The 22690-nt window shown below is 43.8% G+C and carries 40 protein-coding genes; all 40 read left to right on the top strand.

Annotated elements, in window-relative coordinates; all coding sequences use genetic code 11:
- The coding region (locus tag BUB92_RS04280; protein ID WP_242939001.1) for an EF-Tu C-terminal domain-related protein at positions 1 to 519 on the top strand (519 nt) is incomplete at its 5' end.
- Between the two features lie 103 nt (positions 520 to 622).
- Positions 623 to 934 (top strand): 30S ribosomal protein S10, encoded by a 312-nt coding sequence (gene rpsJ, locus BUB92_RS04285; RefSeq protein ID WP_073090566.1) that lies wholly within the window; start codon positions 623 to 625, stop codon positions 932 to 934.
- Between the two features lie 137 nt (positions 935 to 1071).
- On the top strand, positions 1072 to 1698 hold the full coding sequence (rplC, locus tag BUB92_RS04290) for a 50S ribosomal protein L3 (protein WP_073090763.1): 627 nt from the start codon (positions 1072 to 1074) through the stop codon (positions 1696 to 1698).
- Between the two features lie 42 nt (positions 1699 to 1740).
- On the top strand, positions 1741 to 2367 hold the full coding sequence (gene rplD, locus BUB92_RS04295) for a 50S ribosomal protein L4 (protein ID WP_073090568.1): 627 nt from the start codon (positions 1741 to 1743) through the stop codon (positions 2365 to 2367).
- Positions 2367 to 2654 carry a 50S ribosomal protein L23 gene (gene rplW / locus BUB92_RS04300; RefSeq protein WP_073090570.1) on the top strand — a complete coding sequence of 96 codons (288 nt, stop codon included), beginning with the start codon at positions 2367 to 2369 and terminating at the stop codon, positions 2652 to 2654. Before rplD ends, rplW begins: the two co-directional genes overlap by 1 nt.
- A 36-nt stretch (positions 2655 to 2690) precedes the next feature.
- Entirely contained in the window at positions 2691 to 3515 is an 825-nt protein-coding gene (gene rplB, locus BUB92_RS04305; protein WP_073090573.1) for a 50S ribosomal protein L2, read from the top strand.
- Positions 3516 to 3531: 16 nt separating this feature from the next.
- Positions 3532 to 3819 (top strand): 30S ribosomal protein S19, encoded by a 288-nt coding sequence (gene rpsS, locus BUB92_RS04310; protein ID WP_073090575.1) that lies wholly within the window; start codon positions 3532 to 3534, stop codon positions 3817 to 3819.
- Positions 3820 to 3836: 17 nt separating this feature from the next.
- Complete coding sequence (gene rplV / locus BUB92_RS04315) at positions 3837 to 4178, top strand: 50S ribosomal protein L22 (RefSeq protein WP_073090578.1); 342 nt, start codon at positions 3837 to 3839, stop codon at positions 4176 to 4178.
- Positions 4178 to 4852 (top strand): 30S ribosomal protein S3, encoded by a 675-nt coding sequence (rpsC, locus tag BUB92_RS04320; protein ID WP_073090580.1) that lies wholly within the window; start codon positions 4178 to 4180, stop codon positions 4850 to 4852. The genes rplV and rpsC overlap by 1 nt, the downstream gene beginning before the upstream one ends.
- Positions 4852 to 5289 (top strand): 50S ribosomal protein L16, encoded by a 438-nt coding sequence (rplP, locus tag BUB92_RS04325; protein ID WP_073090583.1) that lies wholly within the window; start codon positions 4852 to 4854, stop codon positions 5287 to 5289. Before rpsC ends, rplP begins: the two co-directional genes overlap by 1 nt.
- Positions 5279 to 5476 (top strand): 50S ribosomal protein L29, encoded by a 198-nt coding sequence (gene rpmC / locus BUB92_RS04330; RefSeq protein ID WP_073090586.1) that lies wholly within the window; start codon positions 5279 to 5281, stop codon positions 5474 to 5476. Before rplP ends, rpmC begins: the two co-directional genes overlap by 11 nt.
- 22 nt (positions 5477 to 5498) lie before the next feature.
- Entirely contained in the window at positions 5499 to 5768 is a 270-nt protein-coding gene (gene rpsQ / locus BUB92_RS04335) for a 30S ribosomal protein S17 (RefSeq protein WP_073090589.1), read from the top strand.
- 28 nt (positions 5769 to 5796) lie between these two features.
- On the top strand, positions 5797 to 6165 hold the full coding sequence (rplN, locus tag BUB92_RS04340) for a 50S ribosomal protein L14 (protein ID WP_073090591.1): 369 nt from the start codon (positions 5797 to 5799) through the stop codon (positions 6163 to 6165).
- Between the two features lie 17 nt (positions 6166 to 6182).
- A complete protein-coding gene (gene rplX / locus BUB92_RS04345; RefSeq protein WP_073090594.1) occupies positions 6183 to 6494 on the top strand; it encodes a 50S ribosomal protein L24 in 312 nt (103 codons plus the stop codon).
- Positions 6495 to 6524: 30 nt separating this feature from the next.
- Positions 6525 to 7070: a 50S ribosomal protein L5 gene (rplE, locus tag BUB92_RS04350; protein WP_073090597.1), complete on the top strand. Its 546-nt coding sequence runs from the start codon at positions 6525 to 6527 to the stop codon at positions 7068 to 7070.
- Between the two features lie 8 nt (positions 7071 to 7078).
- Positions 7079 to 7264 (top strand): type Z 30S ribosomal protein S14, encoded by a 186-nt coding sequence (locus BUB92_RS04355; RefSeq protein WP_073090600.1) that lies wholly within the window; start codon positions 7079 to 7081, stop codon positions 7262 to 7264.
- Positions 7265 to 7292: 28 nt separating this feature from the next.
- Entirely contained in the window at positions 7293 to 7691 is a 399-nt protein-coding gene (gene rpsH, locus BUB92_RS04360; protein ID WP_073090603.1) for a 30S ribosomal protein S8, read from the top strand.
- Between the two features lie 18 nt (positions 7692 to 7709).
- Positions 7710 to 8252, top strand: a complete 543-nt coding sequence (gene rplF, locus BUB92_RS04365; protein ID WP_073090606.1) for a 50S ribosomal protein L6 — start codon at positions 7710 to 7712, stop codon at positions 8250 to 8252.
- 21 nt (positions 8253 to 8273) lie between these two features.
- Positions 8274 to 8639 carry a 50S ribosomal protein L18 gene (gene rplR / locus BUB92_RS04370; protein ID WP_073090610.1) on the top strand — a complete coding sequence of 122 codons (366 nt, stop codon included), beginning with the start codon at positions 8274 to 8276 and terminating at the stop codon, positions 8637 to 8639.
- Positions 8640 to 8670: 31 nt separating this feature from the next.
- Positions 8671 to 9174 (top strand): 30S ribosomal protein S5, encoded by a 504-nt coding sequence (rpsE, locus tag BUB92_RS04375; RefSeq protein WP_073090613.1) that lies wholly within the window; start codon positions 8671 to 8673, stop codon positions 9172 to 9174.
- Positions 9175 to 9186: 12 nt separating this feature from the next.
- Positions 9187 to 9372 carry a 50S ribosomal protein L30 gene (rpmD, locus tag BUB92_RS04380; protein ID WP_073090616.1) on the top strand — a complete coding sequence of 62 codons (186 nt, stop codon included), beginning with the start codon at positions 9187 to 9189 and terminating at the stop codon, positions 9370 to 9372.
- A gap of 20 nt (positions 9373 to 9392) precedes the next feature.
- Entirely contained in the window at positions 9393 to 9833 is a 441-nt protein-coding gene (gene rplO, locus BUB92_RS04385) for a 50S ribosomal protein L15 (protein WP_073090619.1), read from the top strand.
- Complete coding sequence (secY, locus tag BUB92_RS04390) at positions 9833 to 11110, top strand: preprotein translocase subunit SecY (protein ID WP_073090622.1); 1278 nt, start codon at positions 9833 to 9835, stop codon at positions 11108 to 11110. The genes rplO and secY overlap by 1 nt, the downstream gene beginning before the upstream one ends.
- Positions 11111 to 11116: 6 nt before the next feature.
- The gene (locus BUB92_RS04395) at positions 11117 to 11767 is read left to right on the top strand and encodes an adenylate kinase (protein WP_073090625.1); all 651 of its coding nucleotides are present in this window, start codon (positions 11117 to 11119) and stop codon (positions 11765 to 11767) included.
- Positions 11764 to 12531 carry a type I methionyl aminopeptidase gene (map, locus tag BUB92_RS04400; protein ID WP_073090628.1) on the top strand — a complete coding sequence of 256 codons (768 nt, stop codon included), beginning with the start codon at positions 11764 to 11766 and terminating at the stop codon, positions 12529 to 12531. Before BUB92_RS04395 ends, map begins: the two co-directional genes overlap by 4 nt.
- 12 nt (positions 12532 to 12543) lie before the next feature.
- Entirely contained in the window at positions 12544 to 12834 is a 291-nt protein-coding gene (locus tag BUB92_RS04405) for a KOW domain-containing RNA-binding protein (RefSeq protein ID WP_073090631.1), read from the top strand.
- 2 nt (positions 12835 to 12836) lie between these two features.
- Positions 12837 to 13055 carry a translation initiation factor IF-1 gene (gene infA, locus BUB92_RS04410; protein ID WP_073090634.1) on the top strand — a complete coding sequence of 73 codons (219 nt, stop codon included), beginning with the start codon at positions 12837 to 12839 and terminating at the stop codon, positions 13053 to 13055.
- Between the two features lie 35 nt (positions 13056 to 13090).
- Positions 13091 to 13204: a 50S ribosomal protein L36 gene (gene rpmJ / locus BUB92_RS04415; protein WP_073090637.1), complete on the top strand. Its 114-nt coding sequence runs from the start codon at positions 13091 to 13093 to the stop codon at positions 13202 to 13204.
- A gap of 20 nt (positions 13205 to 13224) precedes the next feature.
- Positions 13225 to 13593, top strand: a complete 369-nt coding sequence (gene rpsM, locus BUB92_RS04420) for a 30S ribosomal protein S13 (protein WP_073090640.1) — start codon at positions 13225 to 13227, stop codon at positions 13591 to 13593.
- A 26-nt stretch (positions 13594 to 13619) separates the two neighbouring features.
- Positions 13620 to 14012, top strand: coding sequence for a 30S ribosomal protein S11 (gene rpsK, locus BUB92_RS04425; RefSeq protein WP_073090643.1), 393 nt, complete (start codon positions 13620 to 13622; stop codon positions 14010 to 14012).
- A 16-nt stretch (positions 14013 to 14028) separates the two neighbouring features.
- Entirely contained in the window at positions 14029 to 14658 is a 630-nt protein-coding gene (gene rpsD, locus BUB92_RS04430) for a 30S ribosomal protein S4 (protein WP_073090646.1), read from the top strand.
- A gap of 27 nt (positions 14659 to 14685) precedes the next feature.
- Entirely contained in the window at positions 14686 to 15636 is a 951-nt protein-coding gene (locus BUB92_RS04435) for a DNA-directed RNA polymerase subunit alpha (protein WP_073090649.1), read from the top strand.
- 19 nt (positions 15637 to 15655) lie between these two features.
- Positions 15656 to 15997 carry a 50S ribosomal protein L17 gene (rplQ, locus tag BUB92_RS04440; RefSeq protein ID WP_073090652.1) on the top strand — a complete coding sequence of 114 codons (342 nt, stop codon included), beginning with the start codon at positions 15656 to 15658 and terminating at the stop codon, positions 15995 to 15997.
- A 7-nt stretch (positions 15998 to 16004) separates the two neighbouring features.
- Positions 16005 to 16835, top strand: coding sequence for an ATP-binding cassette domain-containing protein (locus BUB92_RS04445; protein ID WP_073090655.1), 831 nt, complete (start codon positions 16005 to 16007; stop codon positions 16833 to 16835).
- Complete coding sequence (locus BUB92_RS04450) at positions 16811 to 17677, top strand: ATP-binding cassette domain-containing protein (protein WP_073090659.1); 867 nt, start codon at positions 16811 to 16813, stop codon at positions 17675 to 17677. Before BUB92_RS04445 ends, BUB92_RS04450 begins: the two co-directional genes overlap by 25 nt.
- Position 17678: 1 nt before the next feature.
- On the top strand, positions 17679 to 18422 hold the full coding sequence (locus BUB92_RS04455; protein WP_073090662.1) for an energy-coupling factor transporter transmembrane component T family protein: 744 nt from the start codon (positions 17679 to 17681) through the stop codon (positions 18420 to 18422).
- Entirely contained in the window at positions 18401 to 19168 is a 768-nt protein-coding gene (truA, locus tag BUB92_RS04460) for a tRNA pseudouridine(38-40) synthase TruA (protein WP_242939002.1), read from the top strand. The genes BUB92_RS04455 and truA overlap by 22 nt, the downstream gene beginning before the upstream one ends.
- Before the next feature lie 162 nt (positions 19169 to 19330).
- The gene (gene rplM / locus BUB92_RS04465) at positions 19331 to 19753 is read left to right on the top strand and encodes a 50S ribosomal protein L13 (RefSeq protein ID WP_200774201.1); all 423 of its coding nucleotides are present in this window, start codon (positions 19331 to 19333) and stop codon (positions 19751 to 19753) included.
- Positions 19754 to 19764: 11 nt separating this feature from the next.
- Positions 19765 to 20157, top strand: coding sequence for a 30S ribosomal protein S9 (gene rpsI / locus BUB92_RS04470; RefSeq protein ID WP_073090668.1), 393 nt, complete (start codon positions 19765 to 19767; stop codon positions 20155 to 20157).
- A gap of 167 nt (positions 20158 to 20324) precedes the next feature.
- A complete protein-coding gene (locus BUB92_RS04475) occupies positions 20325 to 22631 on the top strand; it encodes an HD domain-containing phosphohydrolase (protein WP_073090671.1) in 2307 nt (768 codons plus the stop codon).
- Positions 22632 to 22690 lie beyond the last annotated feature (59 nt).

A 22690-nucleotide genomic window follows, 5' to 3' on the forward strand; every position in this document is an offset into this window, starting at 1 on the left:
AGAGGAACGGTAACCACCGGGAGAGTAGAGAGAGGAACAGTAAAAGTAGGGGACGAAGTAGAGATAGTAGGGTTAAGAGAAGAGACCAAGAAGACGGTATGTACCGGAGTAGAGATGTTCAGGAAGCTGCTTGATTTTGCTCAGGCAGGAGACAACATAGGGACCTTATTAAGAGGTGTGGACAGGAAAGAAGTAGAAAGAGGAATGGTATTAGCCAAGCCTGGCAGCATAAAGCCGCACACCAAATTCAATGCTGAGGTATATGTATTAACCAAGGAAGAAGGGGGAAGACACACTCCGTTCTTCAGCGGATACAGGCCGCAGTTTTATTTCCGCACAACGGACGTAACCGGAGTAATTTCACTTCCTGAAGGTGTAGAGATGGTAATGCCGGGAGACAATGTGCAGATGACCATAGAACTTATCACCCCGATAGCTATAGAAGAAGGGTTAAGATTTGCTATAAGAGAAGGCGGGAGAACGGTAGGAGCCGGTGTAGTTACTTCTATAATTGAATAAGGATGAAAACCTGATCGTTCTTTTGAGGAGCGATCAGGTTTGTTCCTGCAAAACACCTGGCTGCGTGTAACAATTAAGCCAAGTTAAGGAGGTTAATGCTAGGGTGAGTGCTAAGCAGAAAGTAAGAATCAAGTTAAAAGCTTTTGACCATAAGCTGCTTGACCAGTCAGCACAGAAAATCGTAGAGACGGCGAAAAAGAATGGTTCTCGGGTTTCCGGGCCTATTCCGCTGCCTACGGAAAGAAGTGTATATACTATTTTAAGATCTCCCCATGTAAATAAGGATTCCCGGGAGCAGTTTGAGATGAGGACCCACAAACGCCTCATTGATATATTAGATCCTAACCCCAAAACTATTGATGCTTTGATGCATCTGGATCTGCCCTCTGGAGTAGATATAGAGATCAAGCTTTAATTCTGGCTTGAGGCAAAAGCTGAAAGACTAGTGGGTGTTAAGGTCTTGAGGCTAAAGAGTCCATAGAAAGTGAAGTTGGAGTACCCACTTCCAACCAATCACCAAGAAGTTAGGAGGTAAAAAAAGTGGCTAGAGATATAAAAAAAGGCATACTGGGTATTAAAGTGGGCATGACCCAAATATTCGATGAAAATGGTAAAGCTATACCGGTTACGGTAGTGGAGGCAGGTCCCTGTGTAGTTATTCAAAAAAAGAAAGTGGAAACTGATGGGTACAACGCTATTCAGGTAGGCTTTTACAACCTGAAAGAGAAGAAAGTTAATAAGCCGCTTATGGGACACTTCAAAAAAGCCAATGTAAAACCTGTACGTTTCATAAAAGAGTTTAGGGTAAGTGATGCTGATGCTTATGAAGTGGGGCAGGAAATCAAGGTGGATATTTTTGCCCCGGGCGATATAGTAGATGTAGTAGGGACTTCCAAGGGTAAAGGCTTTGCTGGTGGAGTAAAGCGGCACAATTTTGCCCGCGGGTCTATGGGGCATGGTTCTAAATATCATCGTCGTCCAGGTTCTCTGGGAGCTAAAGGGCCTGCTCGCGTATTTAAGGGGCGGAAACTTCCCGGACGTATGGGTGGCGAAAGGGTTACTGTTCAGGGCTTGAAGGTAGTAAAAGTCTATCCGGAACGTAATCTTATCCTGATTAAGGGTGCAATTCCGGGGCCCAAAAGAGGTCTGGTTATGATAAAAGACTCAGTTAAAGCGTAAAAGTTTTGCTTGAGCTGAACTGGAAAAGAGGAGGTTGTGAGGATGCCTAAGGTAGCACTGTATGACATGAGTGGGGCCCAAATAGGCGAAATCGAATTAAGTGATAGTGTTTTTGGCATAGAACCTAATGAAGCTGTTCTGGCTGACTTTGTAAAGATGCAGCTGGCCAATAAAAGGGTAGGAACTGCTTCGACCAAGACGAGAGGAGAAGTAAGTGGAGGCGGCAAAAAGCCGTGGAGACAAAAGGGAACAGGCCGTGCTCGTGTAGGTAGCATTCGTAATCCGATATGGAGAGGTGGCGGTATAGTTTTTGGACCCAAACCTCGCGATTATTCGTATCGCTTGCCGAAGAAGGTTAGAAGGCTGGCTATGCGTTCTGCCTTATCAGCTAAAGTAAAGGATAATAACATAATTGTTGTTGATAAACTGGTTTTTGACCAGCCTAAGACCAAGAAAATGGTAGAAGTTTTAAAAGCTTTGAATGCAGGGAAAAAGACTCTGCTGGTAACCCTGGATTCTGCCGATAGCAATGTGGTAAAATCCGCACGCAATATACCAGGGGTTAAACCTTTAAGAGCTGATTTTATAAACGTATATGATCTCTTGAAATATGAAACCCTGCTTATAACTAAAGATGCCGTAGCCAAGGTAGAGGAGGTGTTCGCATAATGAAGGACCCTCGTGATATCATAATTAAGCCGGTGGTAACGGAAAAATCGATGGAACTTCTTGCCGACAACAAATACACCTTTATCGTAGATAAGAAGGCTAATAAAACCGAAATAAAAAATGCTGTGGAAAAGATTTTTAATGTCAGGGTAGAAAAAGTGCGCACCATGAATGTAAAAGGCAAGACCAAGCGCATGGGAAGGTTTGAAGGGAAAACCCCGGACCGCAAAAAAGCTATTGTTACTCTTAAACCAGGACATAAGATACGTTTATTTGAAGGCATGTAATAGGTGTTTGGCTGTGCAGTAAGGAGGGAAAGTAAAATGCCGGTAAAAAGCTTTAAACCTGTAACACCTAGCAGAAGACACATGACAGTTATGTCATTTGAAGAGATAACTAAAAAGGAGCCGGAAAAGAGTTTGACGGTTCCCCTTAAAAGCAAGGCAGGCCGCAATGCCAAAGGACGTATTACCGTAAGGCATAGAGGCGGCGGACATAAGCGCTTGTACCGTATAATCGACTTTAAGCGGACTAAGGATGGGGTTCCGGCTAAAGTAGCTGCTATCGAATATGATCCCAATCGTTCAGCTAATATCGCCCTTTTACACTATCTGGATGGGCATAAGGCTTATATAATTGCTCCTGACAAATTAAAAGTGGGCGATATAGTGGAATCAGGTCCTGATGCCGATATAAAGCCAGGCAATGCCTTACCTTTAAGGGATATACCAGTAGGTACCCTTATTCATAATATCGAATTAAGACCGGGTAAAGGTGGTCAATTAGTTAGAGCAGCCGGATCCGTAGCTCAGCTTATGGCTAAGGAAGGCGACTATGCTCATGTAAGACTGCCATCGGGAGAAGTTCGGCTTATTCATTTAAACTGCCGGGCAACTATTGGACAGGTAGGAAACCTCGACCATGAAAATGTTACCATCGGGAAAGCCGGGAGATCCCGCTGGCTGGGAAGAAGACCGACGGTACGTGGGGCAGCTATGAACCCGGTTGACCATCCGCATGGTGGTGGAGAAGGTCGTGCTCCTGTAGGTAGAAAATATCCGGTTTCTCCTTGGGGTAAAATTGCTATTGGTGGTAAGACCCGCAAGAAGAAACCTTCTGATAAGATGATAGTAAAGAAACGCAAATAATTAAGGAGGTCTTTAGATGGCTAGATCACTTAAAAAGGGACCTTATTGTGATGAAAAACTTTTGAAAAAGATAGAAGCCATGAACGAATCCGGGCAAAAAAGGGTTATAAAAACCTGGTCGCGGCGTTCTACTATTATGCCGCAGATGATTGGACATACGATTGCGGTGCATGATGGACGCAGACATGTGCCGGTTTATATAACCGAGGAAATGGTAGGCATGAAGCTGGGGGAATTTGCTCCTACCCGTACATTCAGAGGACATGCAGGATCTAAGAATGAAAGAGCAAGTAAAGCAAGATAAGAAAGGAGGCAGCCGTTGTGGAAGCCAGGGCAGTTGCTCGTTATCTCAGAATATCACCTCTTAAGGCTCGTCAGGTAGCCAATTTAGTTAGAGGGAAAGATGTGCACGAAGCATTGGCCATACTCAAATATACTAATAAAAGGTCTGCTCCTATGATCTATAAGCTTGTGAAATCTGCTATCGCTAATGCTGAACACAACTATGATATGGATTCTGATGATTTATATATATCGGAAATATATGTTGATGAAGGGCCGATTATCAAGCGTATGCGTCCGCGGGCCTATGGCAGAGCAGATCTGAGGCGTCACAGAACCAGCCATATAACTGTTGTTTTAAGGGAAAAGGAGGTTAAATAGTGGGTCAGAAGGTTCATCCGAAAGGATTTAGGCTTGGGGTAATAAGAACTTGGGATTCCAACTGGTATGCTGACCGGGATTATACCGATCTGCTCCATGAGGATTATAAGATTCGCAAATTTATCAAAGAACGTTTTTATGTTGCAGGTATTTCCCGCATAGAGATTGCGCGTACCGGAAACAGGGTTAGAGTAACTATTCATACCGCTAAACCTGGCATTATAATCGGCCGGGGCGGAAATGAAGTTGAAGTGCTGAAAGATGAATTAACCAAGATGACCGGTAAAAATGTAAGCATAAATATTCAGGAAATCAAGAAACCCGAATTAGATGCCCAAATTGTAGCGGAAACTATTGCTCAGCAGATTGAAAAAAGAGTTGCTTTTCGTAGAGCCATGAAGCAGGCCTTAGCCAGAACTATGCGGGCAGGAGCAGTAGGGATGAAAGTTGCCGTGTCCGGAAGGCTGGCAGGAGCTGAAATAGCAAGAACCGAGTGGATTTCCGATGGCAAAGTTCCTCTGCATACCTTGAGGGCCGACATCGATTATGGATTTGCGGAAGCCAACACAACTTATGGGAAAATCGGGATAAAGGTTTGGATAAATCGGGGCGAAATTTTGCCGGAAGCAAAAAAGAGACCCCCGCAGAAAGTAGTGGAGGAGGCAGATAACTAATGCTTACCCCGAAGAGAGTAAAATACAGAAGACCGCACAGACCTAGAAAACTTACAGGTCGGGCTAATAAGGGGAATACAGTAACTTATGGCGAATATGGACTTATGGCTTTAGAACCAGGATGGATTACCAACCGTCAGATTGAGGCTGCCCGTGTGGCCATAACCAGGCATGTAAAAAGAGGCGGTAAAGTGTGGATAAAAATTTTCCCGGACCGTCCGATCACGGTAAAACCTGCAGAAACCCGTATGGGTAAAGGAAAAGGTTCCCCTGAACACTGGGTAGCAGTAGTTAAACCGGGAAGGGTTATGTTTGAACTTTCCGGTGTTAGTGAAGAAGTGGCAAAAGAAGCTATGCGGCTAGCTTCTCACAAACTGCCGGTTAAATGCAAATTTGTTAAACGTGAAGAAATGGGTGGTGAGGCTAGTGAAAGCTAAAAAAATGAGAGAATTAACCGATCAGGAACTGCGGAAAAAGCTTGATGATTATAAAGAAGAATTATTCAATTTAAGGTTTCAACTGGCTACCGGTCAGTTAGATAATCCCATGCGTATAAGAGAAGTGAAAAGAAATATTGCCAGGTGCAAGACGGTTTTAAGGCAAAGAGAGCTTGCGCAAAAGTAATTAAAACAAAGGAGGTCTAAGGGTGGCTGAAAACCGTGGACATAGAAAGGTAAGGGTGGGGACTGTTGTAAGTGATAAGATGGATAAGACCATCGTAGTAAGGGTAGAAACAGTCAAGCAGCATCCTTTATATAAAAAGACAATAAAGACCAGTAAAAAATATAAGGCTCATGATGAAAATAATGAGGCTAAAGTCGGCGATGTGGTAAGGATTATGGAAACCCGTCCTTTGAGTAAGGAAAAGAGATGGAGACTGGTAGAGATTATCGAAAGAGCCAAGACTTTAGAGTAGGCCTGCAGCATGAAGGGAGGTTTACACGATGATTCAGCAGGAAACTATTCTTCAGGTAGGAGACAATACAGGAGCTAAGAAGCTTTTATGCATAAGGGTTCTTGGAGGATCTACCCGAAGATATGCTACCGTGGGTGATGTTATAATAGCTTCCGTAAAAGAAGCTACCCCGGGAGGCATAGTAAAAAAAGGTGATGTGGTAAAAGCAGTAGTAGTCCGTACCAAAAAAGAAATAAGACGTGAAGATGGTTCCTATATATCTTTTTCCGAAAATGCGGCAGTGATAATCGACAATAATAATAATCCTAGAGGGACCCGTATATTTGGGCCTGTAGCCAGGGAACTCAGAGAAAAGAATTTTATGAAAATAGTATCCCTAGCTCCGGAAGTCCTTTAAGCATGGAGGTGTGAAATATGCGCATTAAAAAAGGCGATAATGTAATGGTTATCACAGGAAAGGACGCCGGCAAAAAAGGTAAGGTCTTAAAAGTTATTCCTAAAGAAAATCGTGTGGTAGTCGAAGGTGTAAATAAAGTGAAAAAACATCAGAAACCTTCTCGGGCTTTCCCGCAAGGAGGAATTCTCAAGATAGAAGCACCTTTACATGCATCGAATGTAATGCTTATCTGCAACAAATGCGATAAGCCAACCCGCGTAGGGGCTAAGATTCTGGATAACAAAGAAAAGGTAAGGGTATGTAAAAAATGTGGAGAGATAATAGACTAATGCTCCCGGAAAGGAGGCTTAAATACTAACATGGCCAGGTTGAAGGAACTGTACAAGCAAGAGATAGTACCTAAGCTTATGGAAAAGTTCGGATATAAGAATATTATGCAGGTTCCTAAAATAGATCGCGTAGTTCTTAATATTGGGGTGGGAGAAGCTATTCAAAACCCCAAAGCATTAGATGGAGCCGTAAATGATCTTATGGCTATAAGCGGTCAAAAACCGGTAATAACTAGAGCCCGTAAGTCAATTGCTGGATTTAAACTGCGTGAAGGAATGCCTATTGGATGTAAAGTTACTTTGCGCGGGGAAAGGATGTATGATTTTCTCGATAAGCTTATAAACTTTGCTCTACCCCGGGTACGCGACTTTAGAGGAGTTTCCCCGGATGCTTTTGATGGGAGAGGCAACTATCACCTGGGAATAAAAGAGCAGACTATTTTCCCAGAAATCGAATATGACAAGATTGACAAGATAAGAGGTTTAGAAGTATCTATTGTTACCACGGCCAAAACCGATGAAGAAGCACGTGAGCTTTTAAGACTTATGGGAATGCCATTTAGAGATAGGGGGTAAAAGAATAAATGGCTAAAAAAGCTATGATAATAAAACAGCAGAGACCGCAAAAATTTAAGGTCCGTGAATATAATCGCTGCAAGATTTGTGGACGGCCTAGAGCATATATGCGCAAATTCGGAATGTGCAGAATTTGCTTCCGTCAACTTGCTCATAAAGGCGAAATTCCAGGAATTAAAAAAGCAAGCTGGTAGGGCTTTTATTGTAAAGGAGGTATAAAATATGGTCATGACTGATCCCATAGCCGATTTCCTGACCCGTATCAGAAACGGCAATATGGTGATGCATGAAACCGTTGAGGTACCCAGTTCGAAAATGAAACTTGCTATTGCTAAAATTATGAAAGATGAAGGGTACATCAAGGATTATGAATATATTGAAGATGGCAAACAGGGAATAATCAGAATATACCTCAAGTATGGTCCTAATAAGGAAAAGGTTATTACCGGGCTTAAGAGGATAAGCAAGCCTGGGCTGAGGGTATATGTGAAGAAAGATGAAGTTCCTAAAGTTTTGGGTGGACTGGGAACTGCCATCATATCCACTTCCAAAGGTGTAATGACTGATAAAGAAGCCCGCAAGTTAGGCCTGGGCGGAGAAGTAATCTGCTATATATGGTAGCTGAAGGAGGGGAAATACGTGTCAAGAATTGGTAGAAAGCCTATCAGTCTACCCAAAGGAGTAGAAGTTACGATAAAAGACAAGGTTATAACGGTGAAAGGACCTAAAGGGGTATTATCCCAGGAGATTCCAGGTGATATAACTATAACCAGAGAAGAGGATCAGCTCATTGTAACGAGAGAGAATGATTCAAGACAAAACCGGGCTTATCATGGATTAGTTCGTGCTCTGGTTGCCAACATGGTAGAAGGTGTCACCAACGGTTTTGAAAAACGTTTAGAGCTGGTCGGAGTAGGGTATCGTGCGCAAATGCAGGGCAAAAAGCTGGTGATAAACATAGGCTTTTCCCACCCCGTAGAAGTTGAACCCCCGGCAGGAATTGAGTTTGAAGTTCCTGCTCCTACCAAGATTGTAGTTAAGGGAATTGACAAGCAGCTGGTTGGTAATACTGCAGCTCATATCAGAGCCATAAGGAAGCCTGAACCGTATAAAGGAAAAGGTATCAAATATGAAAATGAACAGATCAGGCGCAAAGCTGGTAAAGCCGGTGCTAAGAAATAGGTTTAGGAGGGAGTGAGAGACTTGTTTAAAAAACCCAGCAGGAATGAATTGCGGAAAATAAAGCATAAGCGGGTACGCAAAAAAGTTTTTGGTACAGCCGAAGCTCCCAGGCTTTGTGTTTATAAAAGCCTTAATCATATATATGCCCAGATAATCGATGATGAGCGCGGAGTTACACTGGTAGCAGCATCTACTTTAGACAAGGATCTGCGTGGGCTTCCTTCCACCAGAGATATGGAGGCCGCTAAAAAGGTAGGAGCTGCCATCGCTGAAAAGGCTTTAGCTCAAGGTATAACCCGAGTAGTTTTTGACCGCAGCGGTTATAAGTATCATGGCAAAGTAGCTGCTTTAGCCGATGCGGCAAGAGAAAAAGGGCTTATTTTCTAGTCTATAAACTGTGTGAGCTAGGAGGGAAACGATGAGCGATAATAGACAGGCTCTTCCGGAAATGATAGAAAAAGTTATCAATATCCGCCGTGTAGCCAAAGTGGTAAAGGGTGGACGCAGATTCAGCTTCAGCGCTCTGGTAGTAGTTGGCGATGGCCAGGGTAAGGTTGGTGTAGGTAAAGGAAAGGCCTCGGAAGTTCCGGAAGCTATTCGTAAAGCAATAGAAAATGCCAAGAAAAATATGATTACTGTACCTCTGGTTGATGACAGAACTATTCCGCATGAGCAGACAGTTAAGTTTGGAGCCGCCAAAATATGGATGAAGCCTGCAGCTCCTGGTACAGGTGTTATTGCCGGCGGTGCTGTACGCGCCGTTCTAGAAGCAGCCGGGGTAAAAGATATTTTGACCAAGTCCCTGGGCTCCAATAATGCTATAAATATGGCTTATGCAACTATTGAGGCCTTAAAAGGACTGAAGAGAGCTGAAGATGTAGCCAGACTGCGGGGCAAAACTATCGATGAGATATTGAATTAGGGAGGGATAAACTTGCCTAAGAAGCTTAAGATTACTTGGAGTAAGAGTACCATAGGCTGCCCTCAAACGCAGAGAGCGACTATTAAAAGCTTAGGCCTTAGAAAACTTAATCAGTCAGTAATTAAAGAAGATTGCCCCCAGATAAGAGGGCAAATAAATAAAGTAAAACACTTACTCACGGTAGAGGAAATAGATTAAACTTAAAGGGAGGTTTTATAGTGAGGTTGGATGAACTAAAATCTCCACCTGGTGCTAACAAGCGTCCGAAGAGAGTAGGAAGAGGCCCGGGATCTGGACACGGAAAAACTTCTACCCGCGGACATAAAGGGCAAAAAGCCCGTTCGGGCGGTGGGGTAAGACCTGGATTTGAAGGTGGCCAGATGCCCTTACAAAGGCGCATACCTAAGCGCGGTTTTACTAATATATTCAAGAAAGAGTATGCCATTGTAAATGTTGGCGATTTAAACATTTTTGCTGATGGTACAGAAGTCACGCCCGAACTTCTTATCGAAAATGGTTTGATAAGAAAGATAAAAGATGGGGTAAAGATACTGGGTGATGGCGAATTAGAAAGAAGCCTCATCGTCAAAGCGCATAAAGTAAGCAAACAGGCCGAAGAAAAGATAACAGCCAGGGGCGGCAAGGTTGAGGTGATTTAATGTTTGGCTCTTTAGGGCAGGCAGCAAAGATAGGAGACCTGCGTACGAAGATATTATTTACCTTACTTATGCTCCTGGTTTTCAGGCTGGGGGCTCATATACCTGTTCCAGGTATAAATTCACAAGCCATACAGGAACTCCTGGGTGGCCAGCTGTTTGGTTTTTTTGATATAATTTCTGGTGGTGCATTTAAAAAGTTCAGTATTTTTGCTATGAGCATCACACCCTATATTAATGCGTCTATTATAATGCAGCTTTTACAGGTTATTATTCCTCGCCTGGAAGAGCTGTCTAAAGAAGGAGAAGAAGGGCGCAAGATCATTGCGCAATATGTTAGGTACGGGACAGTTATACTGGCTTTTATCCAGGCTATAGGGATGTCTATTGCTTTAGGACGCTATGGAGCTCTGGAAAATCCAGGTTTAGGTTCGTATCTGCTGATTGCGCTATCGCTTACCGCCGGGACAGCATTCCTGATGTGGATCGGGGAAATGATTACCGAACGAGGAATTGGCAACGGAATATCTCTTTTAATTTTTGCTGGGATTGTATCCCGGTTGCCGGGTGAGTTTGCGGCCGTCATTGAGCAGATTTCGGGCGGGATAATCGGGTTTTTCAATATAATTCTGTTCCTGGTTATAGCTTTGGCGATAATAGTTGCTATTATTGCCGTTAATGAAGGGCAGAGAAGAATCCCGGTTCAGTATGCTAAAAGAGTAGTGGGCCGCAGGTTATATGGCGGACAGAGCACCTTTTTGCCGCTCAAGGTAAACTCAGCCGGGGTTATTCCGATAATCTTTGCTATGTCGCTCATGATGTTTCCGGCAACGATAGCTTCCTGGACTAATCCCCAGTCCAGCCTTAACCAGTTTTTAAACCATTACTTCCATTTTGGAACTGCGGCATATAATATACTTTATGCCTTTTTAATTGTATTCTTTACCTATTTTTATGTGGCTATAATATTCAATCCCCTGGATGTAGCCGAGAATCTAAAGAAATATGGGGGCTTTATACCAGGAATAAGACCGGGAAGGCCTACGGCCGAGTATATTGATAAGGTTTTGTCGCGGCTCACGCTGGCGGGCGGAGTTTTCCTGGCTCTGATTGCGGTCTTGCCTACCATAGTTATTGCCATAACGGGAGTAAAGGGGATATGGTTTGGAGGAACAGCCCTGCTTATAGTAGTTGGGGTGGCCCTTGATACTATGAAGCAGATTGAAGCTCACCTCCTTTTACGAAATTATGAAGGTTTTATCAAACAAAACAGGAGATGATCGGCAGTGAATATTATTTTAATGGGGCCTCCAGGTGCCGGAAAAGGGACCCAGGCAGAAAAAATTAAAGCTTCCTATCCTATTCCCCATATCTCTACCGGGGATATGTTTAGAGAAGCCGTAAGTAATGGAACCCCTCTGGGGATGGAAGCCAAAAAGTATATGGATGAAGGCAAATTAGTTCCTGATGAAGTGACCATAGGCATAGTTAAGGAAAGGCTTATGCAGCCTGACTGTGCAAGCGGATTTTTGCTGGATGGATTCCCTAGAACCGTAGTGCAGGCGGAAGCGCTTGACCAGTTATTAGCCGAAATCGGTAAAAAGCTGGAAGCAGCTATAAATATTCAGGTTCCTGATGAAATACTGATTGAGCGTGTGACCGGCAGGGTAACCTGCAAAGAATGCAAAACCGTTTACCATCTGAAATTTAATCCCCCTGCTAAGGAAAATGTATGCGACAGGTGTGGTGGGGAACTGGTAGCCCGCAGTGATGATAGAGGGGATATAGTGAAGAAACGTCTGGAAGTCTATAATGAACAGACTAATCCTCTTATCGAATATTATGCTAAAACGGGGATCCTCTATAATATAGATGGTAACCGGGGGACGGAAGAAGTTTTTGCTGATATAAAGAAGGTATTGGAGAATCTTGGATGATAATACTGAAGACTCCCCAGGAAATCCAAAAAATGCGCAAAGCTGGAAGAGCGGTGGCGGAAATTTTAAGCATACTGGAAGAAAAGGTGAAGCCGGGGATAACTACTGCTAATCTTAATGCGATAGCGGAATATGAATGTAAAAAAAGGGGAGCCATTCCCGTTTTTAAGAATTACCCTAATCCCCGGCGCGGCCGTCCTTTTCCGGGTGTTATCTGTGCATCGGTAAATGATGAGGTAGTGCATGGAATACCATCGGATAGAGTTTTAAAAGAAGGCGATATTATAAGCATAGATTTTGGGGTTATGCTTAACGGGTTTGCCGGGGATTCTGCCATTACCGTTCCGGTAGGAGAAGTGCCACCTGAAGTCTTAAAACTGGTAAAGATAACCGAAGAAGCCCTTTATAGAGGAATAGAAAAAGCAGTTCCTGGTAATCGGTTAGGTGTGATATCCAATACTATACAGGTTTATGCTGAAAAGCATGGTTTTTCGGTAGTAAGGGAATTTGTTGGGCATGGCATAGGACGAAGTGTGCATGAAGATCCACCTGTACCTAATTTTGGTCGTCCTGATCGGGGACCTCTCTTAAAAGAGGGGATGACCCTAGCGATTGAACCTATGCTTAATATGGGAACCTATAAGGTATATGTGGATATTGACCAATGGACGGCCCGGACACTGGATGGCAGTTTTTCCGCTCATTTCGAACATACTGTTGCGATAACCGCCGATGGTCCAGAGATATTGACTTTAAGAAACTAGGAGGCGGTTGCTTTGGATGAAAGGATAGGCCGGGTAGTTATATCTAAACGGGGCAGAGATAAAGGCAGGTTGTTTGTAGTAGTTGATGTAGTGAATGAAAATTACTGCCTTATAGCTGATGGGGATCTGCGCAAGATAGAAAAGCCTAAACTCAAGAATGGCAGACATCTGCAGTTTACGAATTGGATAGCCGAAGATGTCATGGCATATCTGAGGGAAGGCAAGATGCCGGAAAACCATGTAATCAGGAAAAACCTTAAGCGGATTGAGGAAGCTAGAGAAAGAGATGGGAAGGAGGTCTGATAATGGCTAAGGATGATGTTATTGAGGTCGAGGGTACGGTTATAGAACCATTGCCTAATGCTATGTTTCGCGTTGAACTGGAAAACGGCCATAAAGTCCTCGCCCATATATCGGGAAAGATGCGTATGAATTTTATAAGGATATTACCAGGAGATAGAGTAATGGTAGAATTATCGCCCTACGATTTGAATCGTGGCCGCATAGTCTACCGCTTCAAATAAGAGGTCCCGTAAGGCTGATTAAGGAGGGAATAAAGTTGAAGGTCAGACCATCAGTAAAGCCTATGTGTGAAAAGTGCAAGGTAATAAAACGCAAAGGAAAAGTTATGGTTATATGCGAAAATCCCAAGCACAAACAGGTACAAGGTTAATAATTTGGAGGTGAATAGTTTTGGCAAGAATTGCGGGTGTAGACTTACCGCGTGATAAAAGGATAGAAATTGCTTTAACCTATATATATGGTATAGGAAGGCCATCTTCCCAGAAAATACTGGCCAAGGCAGGTATAAATCCTGATACCAGGGTCAAAGATTTAACTGAGGAAGAAGTTTCCAAACTGAGAGAAATTATTGATCGCGAGTATACGGTAGAAGGTGACCTGCGCCGGGAAGTGAGCATGAATATAAAAAGATTGATGGATTTAGGATGCTATAGAGGCCTGCGTCACCGTCGTGGCCTACCGGTAAGAGGACAGAGAACCAAGACTAATGCTCGTACCCGTAAAGGACCGCGGCGTACGGTAGCCGGTAAGAAGAAATAGCTAGTAGGAGAAAAGGGGGATATTTAGTGGCCAAAAAGACAAGTACCAGGATTAAAAGGCGTGAAAAGAAGAATATCGAACACGGTATTGCCCATATAAAATCGACCTTTAACAACACTATTGTTACCATAACCGATAAAAACGGCAATGCTATTGCCTGGGCTAGTGCGGGAACAGTTGGCTTCAAAGGTTCCAGAAAAAGTACTCCCTTTGCTGCCCAGCAAGCAGCAGAGGCAGCAGCTAAAGCAGCTATGGAGCATGGTATGAAAGAAGTTGAGTGCTATGTAAAGGGACCGGGGGCAGGTAGAGAAGCAGCTATAAGGTCTCTGCAGGCTGCCGGACTGGAAATAAGCCTGATTAAGGATGTTACACCTATTCCACATAATGGATGCAGACCGCCGAAAAGAAGAAGGGTTTAAGGAGGTAGTGGTTTAAGTGGGAAGATATACGGAAGCAGTTTGCCGCCAGTGCCGTCGGGAAGGAGAAAAGCTGTATCTGAAAGGAGATAGATGCTATTCTGATAAGTGTGCTCTAGAAAGGCGTCCTTATGCTCCGGGAGTACACGGGCAAGGCCGCAGACAAAAGCTTAGTGAATATGGTATCCAGCTCAGGGAAAAACAGAAAACCAAGAGAATTTATGGGGTTCAGGAAAGACAATTCCGCAATTACTTTGAAAAAGCCGAGCGTCAGAAAGGTATAACCGGGGAAAATCTTCTGATATTGTTAGAAAGAAGATTAGATAATGTTGTATACCGTTTAGGTTTTGCTTCTTCCCGCAAGGAAGCGCGTCAGCTGGTAAACCACGGACATTTTACGGTTAATGGGAAGAAAGCCAGCATTCCCTCTATGCTGGTTAAAGTGGGAGATGTCATCCAGGTAAGAGAAAAAAGCAAAAGTTCTCCCAAGTTCCAGGAACTCAAGGAACAGGCTGCTTATAAGACGGTTCCGGAATGGCTCAGCGTCGATGTAGAAAACATGAGTGGCACGGTTTTAGCTTATCCGACTAGAGACCAGATTGATACTCCAGTTAAGGAACAGCTTATTGTTGAGCTGTATTCAAGATAAAGACCTCTGAAGGAGGGGATTAAATAAATGCTGGAGATGGAAAAGCCCCGTATCGAATGTGTAGAGAGGAATGAGGAAGCAAACTACGGGAAATTTGTCATTGAGCCTCTAGAAAGAGGCTATGGAACTACCCTGGGCAATTCTTTGCGAAGGGTTTTGCTTTCATCACTTCCGGGTGCGGCTGTAACTTCCATAAAGATTGATGGGGTTTTGCATGAGTTTTCTACTATTCCTCATGTAGTAGAAGATACTACGGAAATAATCCTTAATATAAAGCAGCTGGTAGTAAGCTATACTGGAAATGAGCGTAAAATAATAAGGCTGGAGCAGACAGGTCCTAAGAAGGTTACAGCCGGCGATATCGAACCTGATGCGGAAGTTACCATATTGAACCCGGATCTGCATATAGCTACCCTTGATGAAGGAGCTAAATTGAACATCGAGATGACAGTAGAGAGAGGACGGGGCTATGTAAGCGCAGATCAACAGCCGATAAAGAAAGAAGAAATAGTAGGGGTAATTCCTATTGATTCCATCTATACACCTATAAAGAAGGTAAATTATACGGTGGACAATGCCAGGGTAGGGAAGCGTACTGATTATGACCGTCTTACCCTGGAGGTGTGGACTAACGGCAGTATTACTCCTGAAGAGGCTATAAGCTTATCGGCACAAATTTTGATAGAGTATCTTAAGCTTTTTACCGAAATGGATGATACCTATGCTGAGGTAGAGATTTTGGTGGAAAAAGAGGAAGAAAAGAAAGATAAGATCCTCGAAATGTCCATTGAAGAACTGGAACTTTCCGTACGTGCCTCCAATGGACTTAAGAGAGCCAATATCAATACCGTAGGCGACTTAATCAATAAGACCCGTGAAGAAATGAGCAAGATAAGGAATCTGGGGCAAAAATCCCTGGAAGAGATCGAAAGGAAGCTCAAAGAGCTGGGTCTGGGCTTTAAACAGCCAGAGGACTGAGAAAGGAGGGTATATAAGGTTGAGCTATCGTAAATTAGGATTAAGAAGTGATCACAGAAAAGCCATGCTGCGCAATGCTGTTACTTCTCTTTTGGAACATGGCCGCATAACTACTACCGAAACCAGGGCCAAGGAGATTCAGCGCATAGCTGATAAAATGATTACCCTGGGTAAACGGGGAGACTTACATGCTAGAAGGCAGGCTTATGCCTATATCATGCGTGAAGATGTTGTTTACAAATTATTTACGGAGCTGGCTGAACGCTATGCGGACAGACAGGGGGGCTATACCCGGGTAATAAGAACCGGATTCCGCAGAGGAGACGGAGCTCCCATGGCGGTATTAGAATTAGTAGAATAAGAGAGCCATGATTGAATTTATCGATGTCGGCTACAGGTATGCGGAAAATGCCGAATGGGTATTTAACAAGGTAAGTTTTAATATAGAAAAAGGCGATTTTGTAGGAATTGTAGGCAAAAATGGCTCTGGTAAATCAACTTTAGCCCGTATGTTCAACGGGCTTTTACTCCCTACTTGCGGAAAAGTTCTGGTGGATGGATGGGATACCAGATCAGCTTCCCGGCTTTATGATATAAGGCGCAAGGTAGGCTTGCTCCTACCCCATCCCGACCATCAAATAGTAGCGAGTGTCGTAGAAGATGATGTAGCTTTTGGGCCAGCCAACTTGGGCCTTGATTCCCGGGAAATAAGGCAGAGGGTAGATGAAGCACTAAAACTGGTAGAGATGGAGGAGTTTAAAAAACATCCTCCTTATCTTTTATCCGGAGGACAAAAACAAAGGGTGGCTTTGGCCGGTATTCTGGCTTTAAAACCTGATTACCTGGTTCTGGATGAACCTACTTCTATGCTGGAACCGGCAGGGCAAAAAGAAGTAGTCCGTATATTGCAGAAAATAAACCGGGAATCAGGGGTTGCCCTTATATGGATAACGCATAATTTGGAAGAGATCATACATGCTGAGCGAATAATGGTACTGCAAGAAGGAAGCTTGAACGAGTACCGGAATATAAAGCTGCTCCTCCTTAAGACAGAGCTGTGGCAGAAGGCAGGGATAGAACCTTTAAGTTATGCCTGCATGACAGAGCTCTTAGGCCTTAAAGAATCTCTTCCCCTTCCTAGTGATTTTACAGCCGAAGAAATGGTGGATAACCTATGTCGATACTATTGGAAAAGGTAACTTATGTATACCAGAGCGGAACCCCCTGGCAAAAAACTGCTCTTTGTGATGTATCACTTGCCATAAAAAAAGGTGATTGTGTGGGCATTATGGGGCGAGCAGGTGCGGGAAAATCTACCCTGCTTGCGGTTTTAAACGGCCTTTTAAAACCGCAAAAAGGCAGAGTAATTGTAGATGGTATAGATGTAACCTCTTTACCTGCTCATAAGATGGCTTTTTTAAGGCAGAAAGTAGGATTAGTTTTTCAGTTTCCCGAAGAGCAGTTTTTTGCTCCCACGGTATATGAGGAAATAAGTTTTGCTCTGCATAATGCAGGTTTTACCCGCGGGGAAGTAGAAAGACGGGTAAAAGATGCCATGGACAAAGTAGGCTTAGATTATGCCTCCTTCAAAGAACGAAGTCTTTATACTTTAAGCAGTGGGGAAAAAAGGCGTGTAGGTTTAGCTACGGTATTAGCCCTAAAGCCTCAATATCTTTTACTGGATGAGCCGACAGCAGCTTTAGACTATGAGGGAAGAGAAAAAATATATGCGATAATAAGAGAGGCCAATAAAAGGGGTACTACCGTAATTATAGTGGCTCACAACCTGGAGCATCTGGCTAATGTCTGCAACCGCATAATAATACTGGAGGAGGGCAGGGTAGCTCTCGATTTACAGCTGGAGGAACTAGCCCTTTACGCCGAAGAGATGGAAAGGCTTGGTATTTATCCGCCTTTTCATCATCAGGTTGTGCATAAGCTGCAGAAAAAAGGTTTAGATATAAATATTTATATTAAAACCCGGGAAGAAGCAGCTTGCGCAGTTAAAAAATTATTTCCCTCTTTGCAGGAAGGAGAATAAGGTGCAGATAGGAGCAGGTATAGGGCAGTATGTGCCGGGAAATTCTTTTTTGCACAGCCTAGACCCCCGCAGCAAACTGGTGTCTACCATGCTGCTGGTAATATCAGTACTGGTAGCTGATTTTCCTTTTCCTCTTATCGCTGTGCTCCTGGTGATTATGCTGGAAGTCATTTTAAGCAGGGTAGGTATAGCTTATTATTTGCGGTCGGCTAAGCCTTTGCTATATTTAGTTTTGCTTACCGTTTTTTTGCAGCTTCTCCTGGGAGGAAAGGCAGTAAATGCCTTTAGCCTCTTTTGGCGTTTAACCGGTGTTATTATGGTGTTACAGGTAATGATGGCTACTACTTCCCCTCTAGCTTTAATGGCAGGAGGGGAAAAGATGCTGATGCCTCTTAAGAGATTAAAACTTCCCCTACCGGAGCTTATGATGATAATGACTATAGCTTTGCGCTTTATTCCCCTTTATATGGAGGAATGGGAGCGCATAAAAAGGGCCCAGATGAGCCGGGGGATAGATTTTTATCATTCCAGTTTAATAAAAAGGTTAAAAAATCTTATGGCTATATTAGTTCCCCTCTTCAGGATCTCTTTTCAGCGGGCAGATGATTTGGCTTTAGCCATGGAAGCCAGGTGTTATCGGGGATTAGAAGGAAGAACCTGCCTTTATGACTTAAAGATAACCGGTAAAGATCTTTTTTGGATAGCAGTAGCAGGAGGAATAGCTTGTATAAGCATATGCCTATGAATAGGGAAGAAACAAAAAGGGTAAAGCTGATAATAGAATATGATGGGAGCAATTATCACGGCTTTCAGGTGCAGAAAAACGCGCATACTATACAGGCAGAACTAGAAAAGGCTATTATAAGGCTTACCGGGGAAAAAGTATCCCTGATAGCGGCGGGAAGGACTGATGCCGGAGTACATGCCTTAGGCCAGGTGGTAGCTTTTGACACGGCTTCCCGCATACCGCCCGAAAGGTGGAAATATGCCTTAAACAGCGTATTGCCGTTTGACATAAGGGTGAGGGAAAGCACTTATGTGGACAGGGATTTCCATCCCCGTTTCCATGCGCAAAGCAAGATTTACCATTATATCATTTACCGGCAGGAAAAAGGAGCAGTTTTTTATCGCCGTTATGCCTGGGTAAACACCGATCCTTTGGATATAGAAGAGATGAAGAGGGCTGCTGGCTATATAATCGGTACCCATGATTTTCGTTCTTTTTGCAGCAGCGGCTCCCCGGTAAAAAATTTCACCCGCACGGTCAAAAGGCTGGAAATAACAGACAGATTCCCTTTTTTACTGCTCAAGATAGAAGCAGATGGATTCTTATACAACATGGTAAGGATAATAACCGGCACTTTAGCCGAAATTGGCAAAGGGGATTATCCTGCACAAGCCATGAAGGATATCCTTAAGGCACGAGATCGCAAGCGGGCTGGGGCTACTGCTCCTCCCCAGGGACTATATTTGATAGAAGTAAAATACTGAAATTTAAATTGGTCCTTTTCTTGACAAGAACAGTGGAATTTAGCTAATATAATTAGGTAGGCTTATCTATATGCCTGCTTGGCCCCGTTAGCAGGCATAGTTGAGATAGAAGATACTGTTAAATTTAAGACAGAAACAGGAGGGAAAACTGTGAAAACCTACATGGCAAAACCGGCGGAAATTGAACGCAAATGGTATGTAATAGATGCCAGTGGGCAGCCTTTAGGAAGGCTGGCTTCCGAAGTAGCTGCGATTTTGCGAGGAAAACACAAACCTATATATACTCCCCATGTAGATACTGGTGACTATGTTATCGTAATAAATGCCGAAAAGATAGTATTGACAGGAGATAAACTGAACAAGAAAATGTACCGCCACCATTCCGGTTATCCGGGTGGCTTGAAAGAGATGAGCTATCGGGACCTTTTGCAAAAGAAACCGGAGAAGGCTATTGAACTGGCGGTGAAAGGTATGCTTCCCCACAACCGTTTAGGCCGCAAGATGTTTAAAAAACTTAAAGTATACCGGGGAAGCGAACATCCACATCAGGCTCAAAAACCGGAAATTCGCGAGCTTAGAGGGTAAGGAGGATGAAGATGGCAAAGGTACAGTACTGGGGAACCGGGCGGAGAAAAACAGCGGTAGCCAGAGTAAGGCTGATACCTGGTGAAGGCAGGATAATCATAAATAACCGGGAATTTGAAGATTTCTTTCCCAACAAAGTAAGCCGCTTGATTGTTAAACAGCCTTTGGTATTAACCGGCATGGAAGGCAGATTTGATGTGATTTGCCGGGTGCATGGCGGCGGGGTAAGCGGACAGGCAGGAGCAGTACGCCTGGGTATTGCCCGAGCATTAGTGAAGGCCAACCCTGATTTGCGGCCTCAGCTCAAGAAAGCAGGCTTCTTAACCCGCGATCCGCGTATGGTGGAGAGAAAGAAATACGGTCTGCACAAAGCCAGAAAAGCACCGCAGTATTCCAAACGCTAAAATATGGTACAGAAGCTATAAAGGAGGCATTTCTCTTGCGAGAATGTCTCCTTTATTTTTATCTTTTGACTACCCGGAAGGAGGCTTAATAAGTTATAATAAAATCATCTAAAAATTGACAAAAAAACATATTTTCAGTCAAGCTGATGGGAAGTGGGGAGGAGTTTATGAAGAAAAAAGCCCTGGTAAGGGCAGGCTTAATCTTAATCTTTATTGCTGGTTTACTTCTGGGGTATAATTTCTTTTTTAACCAGCCGGAGAAAAGATTTGATGCCCGTTATGACAAGATAACGGTAGTGATGGATGATAACTATCCACCTTATGTTTTTCGCACCGGAGATGGAAAACTGGAGGGGATTTTAATCGACTACTGGAAGCTCTGGGAGGAGAAAACCGGGATAAAAGTCCACCTGGAAGCTAAGGACTGGAAAAAAGCCCTGGATGATATGGCTAAGGGACGCTATGATGTTATAGACACCATATTCTACAATGAAGAGAGAGCCCGCCTCTACGACTTTTCCCAGCCTTATACCACTATCGAAGTGCCTATCTTTTTTCACCAGAATTTTTACGGCATAAGTAATGTAGACTCCCTAAAAGGATTTATAGTAGGAGTTAAAAGAGGAGATGCGAGTGAAGCTTTTTTGCGGGAAAAAGGGGTTAAAAACCTGGTAACCTATGACAGCTATGAAGAAATAATCAAAGGGGTTAAAAACGGGGAGATATTAGTATTTGTTATGGACAAGCCTCCTGCCCTTTATTATTTATATAAATACGGGCTGAGCGATGAGTTCAGGATGAGCCCCCCTTTGTATAGCGGACAATTTCACCGGGCGGTGAAAAAAGGGGATACTGAGCTTTTACAGACGGTAGAGAAAGGATTTTCCCTTATTTCCCGGCAGGAATACGCTAGAATTGAGAAAAAATGGATGGGGGAGATTATTGGAGGCCATCTCTATCTTCGCTATTTACCTCATGTTGTTTTAGCCTCTCTTTTGCTGTTTTCCCTGATTATTCTGTGGAATTACCTCCTGCAAAGAGAAGTGCGCCGCAAAACGTGTGAATTAGAAGCGGAAAAGAATCTCCTTTCTACTACCCTTTATTCGATCGGAGATGGGGTAATAACCACCGATAAAGAAGGGCGCATTACCTCAGTTAACCCGGCGGCACAGGCGATAAGCGGCTTTTCCCGGGAGGAAGCGGAAGGAAAGGAGTTTTCTGCAGTTTTTCGCCTGATAGATGAAGAGACGGGAAAAGAAGAGGAAAATCTGGCATTAAAGGTCATAGAAAGCGGCCAGGTTTGGGAAATGGGCAATCACATCTGTTTAATCCGCAAAAATGGGGATAAACTGCCGGTGGCCGACAGTGCAGCTCCCATAAAAGACAAAAAGGGCAGCATCTGGGGAGCAGTCATCGTTTTACGGGATGTAAGCCGGGAAAAAGAACAGAGGGAAAGGATAATATATTTAAGTTATCATGATACCTTGACCGATCTCTATAATCGCCGTTTTATGGAGGAGAAGATAAAGCAGCTGGATGAAGAGAAGCTTCCGGTAACGGTTATCATGGGAGATGTTAACGGACTTAAGCTTACCAATGATGTTTTTGGCCATGAGGCCGGGGATGGGCTTTTAAAAGGGGCAGCCCTGATTTTTAAAGAGGTTTGCGGGGAAAAAGCTCTTATTGCCCGCTGGGGCGGGGATGAGTTTTTACTTTTACTTCCCCATTCTATGCCGGGGGAAGGAGAAGAAATTATAAGGAAAATACGGGAAAGGTGCGAGGAGTCTAAAATAGGGGAAGTCAGGCTCAGCATATCACTGGGCAGCGCTTTTCGCGGCAATGGAGGGCAAAAACTGCAGGCCAAAATCAAGGAAGCTGAAGAGAGGATGTACCGGCAGAAGCTGATTGAGGGCAGAAGCTACCGGCATGGGATAATTGAAAGCCTTTTAGCCACCCTTTTTGTGAAAAGCATGGAAACCAGGGAGCATACGGAAAGGCTTAAAAATTTATGCCTGCTCACGGCGGAAAAATTGCAGCTTTCCAGCCGGGAAAAAGATGAGCTTATTCTCCTGGCTCTTTTGCATGATATAGGTAAGGTAGGAATAGAAGCGAATATACTCCTTAAGCCGGGTCCTCTTAGCGAAGAAGAATGGGAGATTATGAAAAAACATCCGGAAATAGGCTATCGCATAGCCCTTAACACCCCGGAACTGGCGTTTATTGCCGAATACATACTTTATCACCATGAGCGGTATGATGGGAAAGGATATCCCCAGGGGTTAAGAGGAGATGAGATACCGCTGCTTTGCCGCATTTTGTCCGTAGCAGATGCTTATGATGCCATGACCCAGGACCGCGTTTATCGGCCAGCGCTGAGCAAGGAAGAGGCCCTTCTGGAAATAAGAAAAAACCGGGGCAGTCAGTTTGATCCCCGCATAGCAGATATTTTTATCAAGATTATCCAAAACCTGTAAGGCGGGATTTTTCTTCCCTGGCATCGGTAATGAAATCTTTCTTTCGGGCATATATAAGC

The organism is Thermosyntropha lipolytica DSM 11003, assembly GCF_900129805.1.
GTDB classification, from domain to species: domain Bacteria; phylum Bacillota; class Syntrophomonadia; order Syntrophomonadales; family Syntrophomonadaceae; genus Thermosyntropha; species Thermosyntropha lipolytica.